Annotated in this window: 11 protein-coding genes; 5 read left to right on the top strand and 6 right to left on the bottom strand. The window is 71.9% G+C overall.

The genetic code is table 11. From position 1 onward, the window contains the following. Positions 1–4 precede the first annotated feature (4 nt). Genes ABD093_RS05325 through ABD093_RS05315 form a run of 3 tightly spaced genes read right to left on the bottom strand, consistent with a single transcriptional unit; the run spans position 5 to position 5,366 of the window. Entirely contained in the window at positions 5–2,800 is a 2,796-nt protein-coding gene (locus ABD093_RS05325; RefSeq protein WP_343922927.1) for a transglutaminaseTgpA domain-containing protein, read from the bottom strand. Next, entirely contained in the window at positions 2,797–4,191 is a 1,395-nt protein-coding gene (locus ABD093_RS05320; protein ID WP_343922925.1) for a DUF58 domain-containing protein, read from the bottom strand. Before ABD093_RS05320 ends, ABD093_RS05325 begins: the two co-directional genes overlap by 4 nt. Further along, the gene (locus ABD093_RS05315; RefSeq protein ID WP_343922923.1) at positions 4,188–5,366 is read right to left on the bottom strand and encodes an AAA family ATPase; all 1,179 of its coding nucleotides are present in this window, start codon (positions 5,364–5,366) and stop codon (positions 4,188–4,190) included. The genes ABD093_RS05320 and ABD093_RS05315 overlap by 4 nt, the downstream gene beginning before the upstream one ends. Positions 5,367–5,506: 140 nt before the next feature. Here ABD093_RS05315 and ABD093_RS05310 point away from each other — a divergent pair, with 140 nt between their 5' ends. Next, complete coding sequence (locus tag ABD093_RS05310; protein WP_343922921.1) at positions 5,507–6,772, top strand: hypothetical protein; 1,266 nt, start codon at positions 5,507–5,509, stop codon at positions 6,770–6,772. A 21-nt stretch (positions 6,773–6,793) separates the two neighbouring features. Here the strand turns inward: ABD093_RS05310 and ABD093_RS05305 are convergent, their stop codons facing one another. Beyond that, on the bottom strand, positions 6,794–8,050 hold the full coding sequence (locus ABD093_RS05305; RefSeq protein WP_343922919.1) for an MFS transporter: 1,257 nt from the start codon (positions 8,048–8,050) through the stop codon (positions 6,794–6,796). A 374-nt stretch (positions 8,051–8,424) separates the two neighbouring features. Beyond that, positions 8,425–9,015, bottom strand: coding sequence for a P-loop nucleotide/nucleoside kinase family protein (locus ABD093_RS05300; RefSeq protein WP_343922917.1), 591 nt, complete (start codon positions 9,013–9,015; stop codon positions 8,425–8,427). 77 nt (positions 9,016–9,092) lie between these two features. On the opposite strand from ABD093_RS05300, the gene ABD093_RS05295 reads away from it, so the two are divergent. From ABD093_RS05295 to ABD093_RS05280, 4 genes are all read left to right on the top strand, one after another. Beyond that, the gene (locus tag ABD093_RS05295) at positions 9,093–10,139 is read left to right on the top strand and encodes an ATP-binding protein (RefSeq protein WP_343922915.1); all 1,047 of its coding nucleotides are present in this window, start codon (positions 9,093–9,095) and stop codon (positions 10,137–10,139) included. Between the two features lie 133 nt (positions 10,140–10,272). After that, entirely contained in the window at positions 10,273–10,818 is a 546-nt protein-coding gene (locus tag ABD093_RS05290; RefSeq protein WP_343922913.1) for a YdeI/OmpD-associated family protein, read from the top strand. Further along, positions 10,815–11,942, top strand: coding sequence for a Gfo/Idh/MocA family protein (locus tag ABD093_RS05285; protein ID WP_343922911.1), 1,128 nt, complete (start codon positions 10,815–10,817; stop codon positions 11,940–11,942). The genes ABD093_RS05290 and ABD093_RS05285 overlap by 4 nt, the downstream gene beginning before the upstream one ends. A 207-nt stretch (positions 11,943–12,149) precedes the next feature. Beyond that, a complete protein-coding gene (locus tag ABD093_RS05280; protein ID WP_343922909.1) occupies positions 12,150–12,647 on the top strand; it encodes a hypothetical protein in 498 nt (165 codons plus the stop codon). Positions 12,648–12,796: 149 nt separating this feature from the next. Here the strand turns inward: ABD093_RS05280 and ABD093_RS05275 are convergent, their stop codons facing one another. Then, positions 12,797–13,483 (bottom strand): hypothetical protein, encoded by a 687-nt coding sequence (locus tag ABD093_RS05275; RefSeq protein ID WP_343922907.1) that lies wholly within the window; start codon positions 13,481–13,483, stop codon positions 12,797–12,799. Positions 13,484–13,590 lie beyond the last annotated feature (107 nt).

The raw sequence follows: 13,590 nt of genomic DNA, 5'->3' as shown, positions 1-13,590 counted from the left end.
GGAGTCAGCGAGCGTTGCGGATCAGGGTGGCGAGGAGATCGGCGTCTCGACGCAGCGCGGGCATCTCCGGCGTCGGTTCACCCGGCGCGACCCCAACCACAGGCCCGGCTCCAGCCCCAGGCCCGGCCCCGGCTTCAGCCCCGGCCCCGGCTCCAGCCCCGAGCCCGGCTTCAGCCCCGAGCCCGGCTTCAGCCCCAGCCCCAGGCCCGGCCTTCGTCGAGTGCGACGTTGGCGCGGGTATCGAGGCGTCACGACCGCCCGAAGGTCGCACTCGATCGTCCAGGTGAGGCTCGGGGGCATGCGGGGACGCGTCGCCAACCACGCGGCTGCTCGACGCCGGCGGGGCGCCGACCGAGGCCGGCTCCGGGAGGGGCGCGGCGTACAGAGCGGCGGTGTAGGCGGACGCGATACGGGCGGCAGCGGCGCGATGCTCGTCGGTGACCTCGACATCACCCTCGTCGATCTGGTCCAGGAGGTCCCCGAGGGCGCGCGCAGGGGGCAGGGCGCCGTCGAGCGCGAGGAGCCGCGGCGGCGCGCTCCAGGCGCCGGTCCAGCCCAGCCAGCGGATGGCGACGGAGCGCACCGTCAGCTCGCGCCCCAGCTCAGACCACGCCAGCTCGCCGGCGCGGCGCCGCTCCCGTTCGGCGACGATCGCGGCATCGAGCCTGCCACCGCCGCTGCCCGGACCGCCGCCTCCACCGCTGCCGCCGCCGTCACCAGCACCGCCCTCACCACCCCCGCGCACGAGGCTGTTCCACCGCTCATCGCGCAGGGTCAGGCGGTGACGTCGGATCAGCACCACGGCCGCCGCACCGCCGGCGGCGACGAGGAATCCGAGGGTGAGACCGGTGAACAGCCCGCTCTCGACCCGCTCCACGGTGACGGGGTTGGTCACCGCTCCCCCGTCGTCGGAGGCCGAGGCGTCGGTCGTCTCCTCGGGATCATCCGTGGTGGTGGGGTCCTCGCTGGCCGGGGTCGTCTCCTCTTCCGGAGTGGGTGAGTCGCTGGGTTCCTCGGAGGGCTGCTGCTCGTCCTGCGCAGTGGAGCTGTCCGAGGTGATCCCCGGAGGCGTCACCCCGTTCGCGGCGGCGGCCGGCGTCGGCTCGAAGCGCACCCAGCCGTATCGCGCCCCGAACCACACCTCGGGCCAGGCGTGGGCGTTCTTCGCGCTCACGGACCACTCGTCGCCGTCCTGCTTCCCGGGGGTGAAGCCGATGGCCACCCGGGTGGGATATCCCTGCGCGGTCATCATCAGGGCGAAGGTGGCGGCGAACTGCTCGCAGTAGCCGATGCGGTCGGCGAGGAAGGACTCCAGCGGGTCCTCCCCCGGCGGGGAGTTCACGGTGAGGGAGTACGCGAACTCGCTGCGGAAGTAGTCCTGGTAGGCGACGGCGGTGTCGAAGGCGTTGTCGGCGCCGGCCTCGTCGGCGACGTCCACGGCGAGGTCCTGGGCGATCTGGGGGACGTCCTGGCGGGAGATGTACCCGGCGTTGAAGGGCTGCTCGAACACGGCGGGGTCCACGCCGCGCAGCTGGTCGGCGGTGGCGTTCTCCGGCGCGGTCAGCACGGTGTAGTCCAGGCGGCTCAGGTCGGCGCGTACCCCGCGCAGGGCGATCTCCCCGCTGGTCGGCTTCAGCTGCAGGTCACGGGAGATGTCCGCCTCGTCCGTCGCGATGCCGCGGATCCGCTCCGGCGCGGGCAGGCGGTCACCGGCGAGGTCCAGCACGTGGAACTCGGTGCGCAGCAGGCCCGCGTCGTTCCCGGCGGCCGGATCGGTGCCGTCGGAGGCGTCGGAGTACGCGCCGACTCCCATCGCGGGGCTTCCGTCCTCGTCGGCCGTGTTGCGGAAGGTCTCGCCGTCGAAGCTGTTCAGGGTGCGCAGGCGCAGGTATGAGGGTTCGTCCGCGGTGGTCGAGTAGCGCAGCACCTCGACGTCCTCCTGCTGGAGCAGGGAGCGGCGCACGGAGATGTCGTCGTCGATCATCACCGGGCCCAGCGACGGCATGTCGCGGTTCTGCCACTGGTTGATCACGTCCATGTTCAGGGCGACCTTCGTCGGTGCGACCTTCGGGAGGGCGAGGCCCACGGGCACCGTGAGCGCGGCGACCAGCAGGACGCACAGAGCGGCCGCACCGGTCGCGCGGGCGGGGCTGGCGAGCGGGCCCGCCTGGGGCCGACGGTCCCCTTCGAGATACCGCGGATCGGAGTGCACGGTGCGGGTGGCGAGGATCAGCAGGCCGGCGAGCACCGGCCCCATGACGGTCCACCAGGCGCCGCCGGAGGGCTGCTGGAGGGCCGGGATCAGCAGCGATCCGAGCAGGGCGAGGCCCACGGGGGTGTGCCACCCCAGGTCCACGAACACGAGGTCCAGCAGCAGAGCGCCGAGGGCGAGCACGAGCATCACGACCACGGTGCCGCGGGAGCCGAGGGTCAGCGGCGCCATCCCGCCGGCCAGCTCGTTGAAGGCGCCGGGGAAGATCGAGGCCTGGGCCTTCACCAGGGCGATCGGTCCGTCGCCGAGGCCCACGAGGCCGTGCCCCATCTCGACCACCACGAGCTGCACCATGACCACCAGCATCTGCACGAGGGGCACCAGAAGCGGGGGGCGCAGGAACTGGCGCAGCACCATCCCGGTGACGATCACGGGGGTCGAGGCGGTCAGGGTGAGCATGAACCAGGAGGAGCCGGCCAGCAGCATCGACAGCGGGGCGGAGGCGAGCAGGATCGCGATCAGCAGCAGGAGGGAACGACCCACCAGGTCCCCGCCCTGCAGCAGGGGGCGTCCCATCAGCGGGCTCATGACTCCGCCCCCGCCGTCGTCGAGCTCGCGCTCACAGCCGGCTCCTCCGCGTCGCCTGCGGTGAGCAGGCTGTCGAGGGTGTCCGCGGTGGTGCCGCGCACCAGGGTCCAGCTGCCGATCGTCGAGCGGGTGGGGTGGAGGGCCTGCCGGGCGGCGGCGAGCTTCTCCGCATGCTCCTCGTGGGCGTGCCCGAAGTCGTCGCCGTCCGCGGGGCCGATGCGACGGGCCCGACGGGGCGTCGGGGGATCCTCGATCTCGAGGGCGGGCCGCAGGGCGATCGCGGTGCGGTGGGTGGCGCGGCCGGCGAAGCGGTCCAGCTCGAGGCCGGAGAAGGGGTCGCCGACGTCCGGGCCCAGGGCGATCGCGAGGGCGGTGTGCCCGGCGGCGTGGTCGATGCCCACGCCCAGGGTGGCGACCTCGTCGTCGTCGAAGTCGACGTCGGCGAGCGCGAGCAGGGAGGCGCGGGACTCGACGGCGTCAGCCTCGCTGCCCAGCGGGGAGGGGCCGGGGATGCCGCGGCGGCGGCCGCTGCGGGTGATCTCGTCGCCGGAGGCATCCACGATGCGCACGTCCCAGCCGTTGAGGCCGAGGCTCTCGAGCACGGTGGCGGCGTGGGAGACCAGGCGATCCTCGATCTCGGGGCCCACGTCCTCGCGGCGCGTGGTGTCCAGGACGATCACGGCGCTGTGCCCGGCGGCGGGCTCGTCCTCGCGGGTCATCAGCGTGCCGGTGCGGGCGCTGGCCCGCCAGTGGATGCGACGGATGTCGTCCCCGGCCGCGTAGGGACGCGCGATGGGCCCGATCTCGCCGACACCTGGGGAGGACAGGGCGCTCAGCGGCCCGTCACGGGTGATGCCGGTGGCTCGCTCGGAGCCGGGGGCGAGCTCGGCGACCACGGGCAGGCCGGTCAGCTGGAGGCCGTCGTCGACGGTGCGGCGCAGATGGAACAGGCCGAACACGTCGCGCACGATGACGCTGTACGGGCCCAGCGGATGGGATCCCCGGTGGGCCACGCGCAGCACGTGCGGCATCCGCCGGGACAGCGGGAGGTCGCCCTGGCCGCCGAGCGCTGCGGGGAGGTGCTCCCGCACGGCGCCGCGGGCCAGCGGGATCACGGTCATCGGCGACCGGGTGAGCATCTCGAGCTGCACGCGGGCCACGGAGCCCACGGGGACGGCGACGTCGATGATCTGGCGGCGCGCGCGCAGGCCGATGCTCGAGATCCCGATCCCGATCGCGCCGATCAGCAGCGCCAGCAGCAGGGCCGCCGCGATGTAGCGGGCGGGCAGCACACGGGTGAGGTCCGCCGCGACCCAGCACAGCAGCGCCAGGACCGCGACGGCGATGCCCCGCGCGGTGGGGCGCAGGACGGTCCCGGGTCGCGGCGTCACGTCTGCGAGGTGTTCCGCAGCACCTGGTCGACCAGCTCCCCCGCGCTCGCGCCGCGGGACAGGGCCTGCGGGGTCAGGTGCATGCGGTGGCGCCACACCGGCATGATCACGGACCGGACGTCCTCGGGATCCACGAAAGTGCGCCCGTCGAGCGCGGCATGCGCCTTGGCGGCCCGCACCAGGTGCACGGCGGCACGGGGCGAGGCGCCGAGGGTGACCTGCGGGTGGGAGCGGGTGGCGGCCGCGAGGCGCACCACGTAGTCGAGGATGACCTCGGAGGCGTGGACGCGGCGCACGGCGCGGACGTGGGCGGCGATCCGCTCGGGGGTGGTGCGGGTGCGCACGGCGTCGAGGACGTCACGGTCCCCCACGGGAACCGGCCCGGCCTGCGCGGCGAGCATCCGGGACTCGGCCGACTGCACGGGATAGCCCATGGAGGTCTGGGCGAGGAAGCGGTCACGCTGGGCCTCGGGCAGCCGGTAGGTGCCCTCCATCTCCACGGGGTTCGCGGTCGCGACCACCATGAACGGCTCCTCAAGCTCGTAGGTGGTGCCGTCGACGCTGACCTGGCGCTCCTCCATGGCCTCGAGCAGGGCGGACTGGGTCTTCGGAGAGGCACGGTTGATCTCGTCGGCCAGCAGGATCTGCGTGAACACGGCGCCGGGCCGGAACTCGAACTCGCTGGTGGCCTGGTTGAAGATGCTCGCGCCGGTGACGTCGCCGGGGAGCAGGTCCGGGGTGAACTGGATGCGGTGGCGCTTCGCGCCGAGCGCCGCGGCCAGCGACTTCGCGAGCATCGTCTTGCCCACGCCGGGGATGTCCTCGATGAGGAGGTGACCGCCGGCCAGCAGCACGAGCAGCGCGGTCTGGGCGACCTCGCTCTTGCCCTCGACCACCGTGGCGATCTCGCTGATCACGGACTCGGCCTCGGTGGCGATCTCCCGCGCCTCGGCCTCGGTGAGGGCGGGGATGCCGCTGGCGGGAGCGCCGTCGACGGGGATGTCGGCAGGAATGTCGGCCGGGGTGTCGACAGCGATCTCTGCGGGGTTGCCCGTGCCCGGATCGGCGCCGGCCGCTCGGGCCCTTCGCGTCGTGGGGACCGTGGGGACCGCAGGAGCTCGGTCCGTGCTCCCGTCGCCCTCCGGGCCGGGTGCGGGTGCGTCGTCCTGCATCATCGCGTGCTCCTTCGATCGGCCGCCGATTGCCGGGTTCTTCACGAAGAATTTGCCGGGCCATGTGACCTGCTTGGGCGTACCACAGAGTGCCCTCCCTCTAGAGTATGACTGGTTGTCCATGTCTTCCGAGGAGTCTTTCTGTGACGAGTCGTCAACGCTCGGCCGCCACCGGTCTCGGTGCAGGCCTGGTGCTGGTCGCTTCGTGCGCCCTGATGCCGTCGGCGACGTTCGCCGCGCCGGTCGCAGGCGCCGCACCGGCGGCGCCGCCCGTGGTGTGCCAGGCACCCAGCGCCGGCGCCTCCCCGCAGAGCGTGGACCTCGGCGAGACGGTCTCCATCACCGGCGAGTGCTTCGGGGAGAACAAGAGCGGGACGGTGACGATCATTCCGTCCGAAGGCGGCGGCGGGACCACCCTGGACGTCTCCTCGAACGAAGCCCAGAGCATCTCGACGACGTACACCCCCGAGGCCGCGGGTGACTACCAGTTCCTGATCGACGTCGAGGGCACGCAGGTGAGCGGATCGTTCTCGGTGGCAGAGCCGACGGAGGAACCGACGGAGGAGCCCACCGAGGAGCCGACCGGCGACCCCTCCGGCGACCCCTCCGACGCACCCGCCGAGGAGCCGACGGAGGAGCCCACAGAGACCCCGAGCCCGTCCGAGAGCCCGGAGCCCACGCAGGAGCCGGAACCGACGAACTCGCCCACCGAGGACCCCGACGGGGATCAGACCGCGGATCCCACCGAGGAGCCGACGAGCGAACCCGCCGAGCCCGACGGCCAGGAGACGACGCCTGCTCCGGGTGACCCCTCCGCCGGGGACGACGGCGAGCAGGACGACGAGACGCCGGGCTCCGCGGGGACGCTCGGTCCTGATGCGCCGACTCCGTCGCCCGTCGCCCCGAGCGAGCCCTCCAGCGAGAGCACGCCGTCGAACGAGGGTGACCCGACGAACGGGAGCACGCCATCGGACACGACTGATCCGTCGGACGAGAGCACGCAGTCCGGCGACAGCACCGCGTCCGACGAGCCGGCCCCGTCGGCCGGAGGAGCGGGCTCGGCTGAGCCGACGGATGCCTCCGACGCGCAGCCCTCTGGCGCCGAGGACTCCTCCTCGGCAGACCCCTCGCAGCAGGATCTGATCGATCAGGTGCGCCGCATCGGCGCCTTCCTGAACGGGACGCACAGCGGCGTCGCGGACGGCGCCGGGACCGGGGACGACAGCAGCTCCTCAGGCAGCGCCGACGGCTCGGAAGGCTCTGGGATCTCCGAGGCCTCCGACGGCTCGGACAGCGGCCTCGCCGAGACCGGCAGCAACGCCACGGTGCCGGCCGCTCTCGCCGCACTGGCCCTGGGTCTGGGCGGCATCGCGCTCTGGATCGCCGGGCGTCGACGCTCCCACCGCTGACCGGTCTGAGCCGTCGGCCGGTCAGGCCCGTCGGCTGCGGGCCGTCTGCATCCCGGTGAGCACTGCGATCACGAGCGCGCCGAGCATCAGGCCCACCCCGCCCACGGCCACGGCGCCGCTCACCCCGACCAGGGCGCCGAGCCCGGCGAGGGTGATGCCGTTGCCGGTGCGCATGCCGCTGCCGATCATCCCGTAGACCCCGACCACGCGCCCGCGCTGGTCCGCCGGGGCGCGCAGCTGCACGATCGCCTGGCCCACCGAGGTGGCGGCGAGGTTCGCGACGCCGCCCACCACGAGCGCGGCGACGGCGATCCCGTAGTGCGAGGTGGTGGCCACGATGAGGCTGGTGAGCCCGAACATCACGGCGGCGACCACGGCGGCCTTGACGTCCGCCTTGATGATGCCGGTGGCCTCGAGCAGGAACCCGCCCACCACGCCGCCGATCCCGTTGGCGAACAGCAGCAGGCCGTAGCCGAGGCCGCCCTCGTCCCCCGCGCCGAGGGCGTCGGCGAAGTTGGGCATCGACACCGTGAGCGAGGAGCCGACGCACACCGCGATCAGCCCGGCGAGCGCGATCATGCCCACGAGCACCGTGTCCCCGGCGACGGTGCGCAGCACGCGCGGGGTGTCCAGGATCGAGATCCGCTCGCGCATCACCAGGCCGCTGCGGGAGTGCCCCGTGAACGGCGTACGGATCATCAGCAGCGTCATCGGCAGGTAGAAGGCGATGTTGGCGAAGATCCCCCACGTGGGCCCGAGCAGCAGGAGCAGCACGGAGCCGACCACCGGCCCGGCCAGCACGCCGAGGCTCTTGAACGTCGCGTTCAGGCGCACCGCGCTGGGCAGCTCGCGCGGCTCGGCGAAGTCGTGGAGCATGAGCTGCTCCGCCGGTCCCCACAGGGCGCCGGCGCAGCCGTGCAGCACCAGCAGCACGCAGGCGCTCCACATCTCCAGGCTGCCGGTCAGGAACAGCACGCCCCAGCCCAGGGACACGAACGCGAACAGCCCCTGCGCGATCTGGATGATGCGCCGGCAGTCGTACTTCTCGGCGAGGCCGCCGAAGAGCACCGACAGCAGCAGGAAGGGCAGCCAGTGGCTGATCACCTGGAAGCCGACGAGCCACGGCGAGTGGAAGGTCTGCCAGAGCACCCAGTAGGTGATGACGTGCTCGATGTTGTCACCCATCATCGAGAGCCCCGCGGTCATCAGGTACGGGCGGGAGTACTTGTCGCGCAGGGGGCCGAAGCGGCGGGGGCGCGGGGCGGCGGTGGTGATCATGACAGCTCGTACCCGACTCGGGCGACGCCTCGCGGCGCGGCGAGGGCGATCTGAACGGGCACTGGGGTCCTTCGAACGGGAGGGCGGGCCCGCGCAGAGGGAGATACAGGAGGTGCGGAGCGCGGTGAGGAGGTGAGGAGGTGAGGAGGTGATGAGGTGATGAGGTGATGAGGTGATGAGGTGATGAGGTGATGCCACGGTACTCGCGAGGCTGTGCGCAGGTCACGGAGGGTCCAGAGGGTGGCCCGACGGCTCGCCGCCCCACTCAGCTGCCCTCGGTCGCTCTCCGTCGCAATACGGTCCCCGAGGGCCGGCTGTCACGACCGGCTGGTCGAGGACCGGCGGGTGGCAGGAGATCACGCCGTCGGTGCAGGTCATGCGCCGCCATCGATGCCCGGAGCTTCCACGATCACCTCCACCGTCGCCTCCGCGCTGAGGTGGGTGGAGTCGACCCAGAGCACGTCGTCCCCGAACGCGGCTCCCATCCGTGCGAGCAGGCCCGCGTGGTCGTCGACGTCGAACCTCTCGCGTTCGTCCCGCTGCAGGTTCCGCTCCACGCAGACGGCGGGATCCGGTGCCAGCACCACCGGGCGCAGCCCCAGGCCGCCGAGCGCGCTCGTGAACACGTCGAACTGCTCACGGTCGGGCACGATCCAGTCGATGACCGGGGTGATCCCGGCGGCGGCGATGTTCCGTGCGAGGTCGCAGAGGTTCCGATTGCACAGGGCGACCTGCCGCGCGGCCTCGTCGGCGGGTTCCCCCAGCGGCCACACATAGCCGCGCACCACGAGCCGGGCCACGACGTCTCCGGCGAGCAGCGCGGAACGACTCAGCTTCTCGGCCAGCAGCCTGGTCACCGTGGACTTCCCGGCGGCGGGAGGTCCGGTGACCAGGAGGATCGAGCGGCCGTTGTCGAGGGCGGCGAGGCCCGAGAGCTGTCGGTGCGCGGGCTCGGGGTGCGTCATGCCGGAACCGTAGATCGCGCGCGGGCGGTGCCGCCACCGAATACCTGCCATCGAGCACCTGCCACCGACTGGACTCCGTGGACGTTGGGATCGTGGTGGTCGACCGCGACGGCCACGACCTGCTCATGAACCGCGCGCAGCAGCGCATCCACACGCTCGCCATGCCGGCGGGCATCGAGGATCCGGACGAGACGCAGCTGACCCTCCGATACCCGGGCACCTCCTGTCCGATCCCCCCGGAGGATCGCCCGGTGCGACGTGCCGTGAACCAGGAGACCTTCAGCAACTACGTGGTCTCGGTCGGGAATCCCGGCGACCGGGGCACGGAATTCTCCAGCTCCGCCCGGCAGATCCTGGATCGGCACGGCGATCGCGACGGCGCCGTGGTCGTCTTCTCCGACGTGACCTCCTACGTCGAGGCCGCTCGCACCCAGCAGCAGTTCGTCGCCGCCGTCTCCCACGAGCTGCGCACCCCTCTCACCTCGGTGATCGGGTACCTCGAGCTCGCGCAGGACGACCTCGACCTGTCGACGGAGACCGCGTCGTACCTGAGCGTCGCCAACCGCAATGCCGAGCAGCTGCTCGCCCTCGTGGAGGATCTCCTGCAGGACCAGGTGACACGCTCCGTGTCCGGCGGGCTGTCGCTGCGCCCGCATCGTCTCTCGACGGTGGCCGGGCAGGTCATCGAATCCGCGTCGCTGAGCGCTCAGGAGTCCGGGATCCGGCTCGTGCAGGATCTCGAGGAGACCCCGGAGCTCCCGATCGACGAGCACCGCATCACTCAGGCGCTGACCAATCTGCTCTCCAACGCCCTGAAGTACACCCCGCGCGGCGGGACGGTGACGGTGACGGTGAGCAGTCGGGCAGTCGAAGGCGCTCTGGAGATCGCCATCGCCGATACCGGTGTCGGGATGTCCGATCAGGAGCAGGCGGACCTGTTCACCGAGTTCTACCGCACGGAGTCCGCACGCACGAGCGCCATCCAGGGTCATGGCATCGGATTGGCCGTGACCCGGAGGATCGTCCTCGAGCACGGTGGGCAGATCAGCGTGCGCTCCACACCGGGCGCGGGGTCGACGTTCTCGATCCGGCTCCCCCTCGAGGCGGCGGACAGCGCAGCCTGAGCACGGCGCGCGCCGAACACCGGGCACCGGGCACTCCACGGCAGGGCACGGCACGGCACGGCACGGGCCCTTCGTCGCCAGCCCTCGTAAACTGGTGGGTGCACGGACCCGATCACGTCCCGAGGAGCACCCCATGGCTGCGAAGAAGACCGTCACCATCGAGGGCCGTGCCACGGCACGGGCGGTCGGTGACCGCCTCATCGCGCCGTTGCCCGAGGAGGCGAGCGCGCAGCTCCCCTCCCGCGGCCAGGTCGCCATGGTGGGCGCCCTGGAGGATCACGAGGTCGAGCTCGTGCTGGAGCCCGACGGCCGCAAGGGCCACTGGATCTCCCTGGACGAGGAGCTCGTGACCTCGCTCGGTGCGGCCGACGGCACGAGCATCGACTTCACCCTGACCACCGCCGCGCAGTGGCCCGAGCCCGAGGTGCCCGGCGATCTCGGGGCGGCGCTCGAGGCCGCGGACGACGTCGAGCACCAGTGGGACTCCATCACCCCCATGGCCCGCTGGGAGTGGGTGCGCTGGGTGGGTGCCACGAAGAACGACAGCACCCGCGCGAAGCGGGTGGACGTGTCGATCGACAAGCTCCGCAAGGGCAGCAAGCGCCCCTGCTGCTTCGACCTGGCCTCCTGCACCGACCCCGAGCTCTCCAAGAGCGGGAAGCTGATCGGTCTGGAATGAGCCGCTCACCATCGCCCCTGCGCACCGCGATCCTTGGCTACGGCGTCGCCGGCCGCTACTTCCACGGCACCTTCCTCGGCGTCGATCCTGCCTACGAGGTCACTATCGTCGCCACCTCGAATCCCGAGCGGGCCGCTCAGGCGCGGCAGGACCACCCCGGCGCGACGATCATCGAGGACCCGCACGACATCGCGGCCCACGCGTCGGACCTCGATCTGGTGATCGTCTGCACGCCGCCGTCCTCCCACGTCGACCTGGCCCGCACAGCCCTGCGCGCCGGCCTGGACGTCGTGGTCGACAAGCCGTTCGCCCCCACCAGTGCGGAGGGCGAGGCGCTGATCGCCGAGGCTCATGCCTTGGGTCGGCGCCTGTCCGTCTTCCAGAACCGTCGGTACGATGCGGACTTCCTGACCCTGAAAGGCCTCCTGGAGGCCGGGGACCTCGGCCGGGTCCACACGTTCGAGTCCCGCTTCGAGCGGTGGAAGCCTGCCGGTGAGCGCAGCTGGAAGGCGCACACCTCCGTCTCCGAGGGCGGCGGAGTCCTCTTCGACCTCGGCCCTCATCTCCTCGACCAGGCCGTCCAGCTGTTCGGTCCGGTCACGGAGATGCTGGCCTCGGTGCGGGCCGTCGCCCGCTCCGGCGACCGGGCAGCACCTGCCGCTGCGGGGTCGCAGTCGGCGGGTCCCCGCACGACGGCGGGCGCCGACACCGTGGTCCAGCTGATCCTCACCCACGCCGGGGGCGTCACCTCGCAGCTGACCATGTCGAGCTTGTCCGCCCTGGCAGGTCCCAGGTTCCAGGTCTCCGGCGACCAGGGTGCCTGGCGGACCGTCGGCAAGGACCCCCAGGAAGCGGCCCTGTTCGCCGGGACGACTCCGGACACCCCGGGCTTCGGCCTCGAGTCCGAGGAGGACCGCGGCGAGCTGAGCTCCGGTGACGAGGTGACGCGCACGCCCGCGGGGACCGGGGACTACGGCCGCTACTACCGCGAGCTCGCCGTCGCCCTGCGCACCGGCTCACCGGTGCCGGTGGATCCGCAGGATGCCGTCGACGTTCTGCGGCTCATCGAGGCCGCGCACCGCGCTTCCCGCTCGACCTTCCCCCCGGACCGCCTCCAGGGCTGAGCTCCACGCCCCGAGGACTGATCAGGACCTGTGGATGGTTCTCGGCGAGGTGGCCGGCGCACGGCGCTCCGTCCTGAGGCTGACCTGCACGGACCGACGGCTCTGAGCACGCAGCGGGGAAGGCCCTTGAGGGAGATCCCGGAGTTGGTAGCGTCGTCACCGCCTGCTCTCTCTGACCCGATCGTCGACCCGAAAGGACCTCCTGTGGTGGCAGAGACCGACGATGCCAGCGACTTCGTCCCGCCGACGTTCTCCTTCGCCCTCATGGGGCATCTGGCGACCGGGGTGGTCAAGGTCGTCGCGATCGCTCTGCTGCTCTGGGGGGTGGGCCTGACCGGGTGGACCGCGCGCGTTCCCGCGGGAACGGCGATCGTCACGGCGTCGGTCGTGATGATCGCCATCGAGCTCGCCACGACCGGTGTGGAGCGGATCTTCGTTCTCCGTCACCGGCACCCGGATCCCGGGAGCGTCCTGATGACGGTGATCGTCGCCGTGCTTCCGGTGCCGATCAGCTTCCTCATCGGGCTGCTCCTCGCGCCGTCGCCTTCCGGGGCTCTGCTCACGATGGGTGTCACCACCGTGGTCGATTGGGCCGCTCTGGTCGCGCTGGAGCGCCCCTGGGTCGAAGGAGACAGCCAAGCCGACATCCGCCGGAAGTACGAGCAGACGAAGGCGATGACCCAGGACCAGTTCCGGTCCGAGTGACCGGCGTTCACAGCGCTGGACAGGAGACTCCTCGGCCCGGACGTGGACCACTGCTCGACGGGGCGTGACGGCTTCTCGCGGCCCGACGGGAGAACGACGAAGGCGGCCCTGGAGGAGCAGCACGCTCCCCCAGGGCCGCCTGGCGTTGTTCAGGCCTTCGTGCCCGCACCGCCGGTGTTCTGCGGGCGAGGCCCGGCCCGTCGGCCCGAGCGCCGCCCGGAGCTCCCCCTGGAGCTCTTCTCGGCGCTGGCCTCTGCGCTCGGCTCAGTGCGGGCCTTGTCGCTCGCCTCGCTGCTCACCTCGGTACTCGCCTCGGTACTCGCCTCGGTACTCGCCTCGGTACTCGCCTCGGTACTCGCCTCGGTACTCGCCTCGGTACTCGCCTCGGTACTCGCCTCGGTACTCGCCTCGGTACTCGCCTCGGTACTCGCCTCGGAGGCAGGATCGACTCCCGCTGCCTCCGCAGCCTTCGGCCCCGCTGGAGAATCGACCGCACCCTCCCCGTCGGCGTCGTCGCCCGCAGGCTCGGCAGACCAGGCATCGACAGGAGAGCCTGCTCCGTCGTGCGCCGGTTCGACGGCCTCAGCCTCGGCAGACCCCGTGGACCGGCCCTGTGCCGACTCCCCCGTGCGTGACGAGGCAGAGCCCGTGCCCGCACCGCGGGCTGCACGCCACGCGGTGACCTTCTCCCCGAGGCCGAGGGCCAGACGGTTCTGCGTGAGGGCGGTGCGCAGCCAGGCCACGATCGCGATCCAGGTGGCACCGGAGACCAGCACGGCATCGGCCGACGCCATGATCCCGGAGAAGAACGGCAGGCCCAGCAGCATGATCAGCACGATCCGTCGGGTGATGGTGTTGAACTGGCTCTTCGCGGTTCGTGGTGAATGACCCTGCTGGGACGGGTGTTCACGCTACGGTTCTCGCGGCGCTGGTGAGCAGGATA

Source organism: Brachybacterium tyrofermentans, from assembly GCF_039526165.1.
Classification (GTDB): Bacteria; Actinomycetota; Actinomycetes; order Actinomycetales; family Dermabacteraceae; genus Brachybacterium; species Brachybacterium tyrofermentans.
Note: the sequence above shows the minus strand (reverse complement) of the source record. Positions and strands in the feature narration are given on the sequence as shown.

What these genes read in the sequence shown, in the direction of transcription:
- ABD093_RS05285 (WP_343922911.1), top strand. Translation starts at nt 10,815, where the DNA reads ATGAGCCGCTCACCATCGCCCCTGCGCACCGCGATCCTTGGCTACGGC.
- ABD093_RS05325 (WP_343922927.1), bottom strand. Translation starts at nt 2,800, where the DNA reads ATGAGCCCGCTGATGGGACGCCCCCTGCTGCAGGGCGGGGACCTGGTG.
- ABD093_RS05305 (WP_343922919.1), bottom strand. Translation starts at nt 8,050, where the DNA reads ATGATCACCACCGCCGCCCCGCGCCCCCGCCGCTTCGGCCCCCTGCGC.
- ABD093_RS05300 (WP_343922917.1), bottom strand. Translation starts at nt 9,015, where the DNA reads ATGACGCACCCCGAGCCCGCGCACCGACAGCTCTCGGGCCTCGCCGCC.
- ABD093_RS05315 (WP_343922923.1), bottom strand. Translation starts at nt 5,366, where the DNA reads ATGATGCAGGACGACGCACCCGCACCCGGCCCGGAGGGCGACGGGAGC.
- ABD093_RS05290 (WP_343922913.1), top strand. Translation starts at nt 10,273, where the DNA reads ATGGCTGCGAAGAAGACCGTCACCATCGAGGGCCGTGCCACGGCACGG.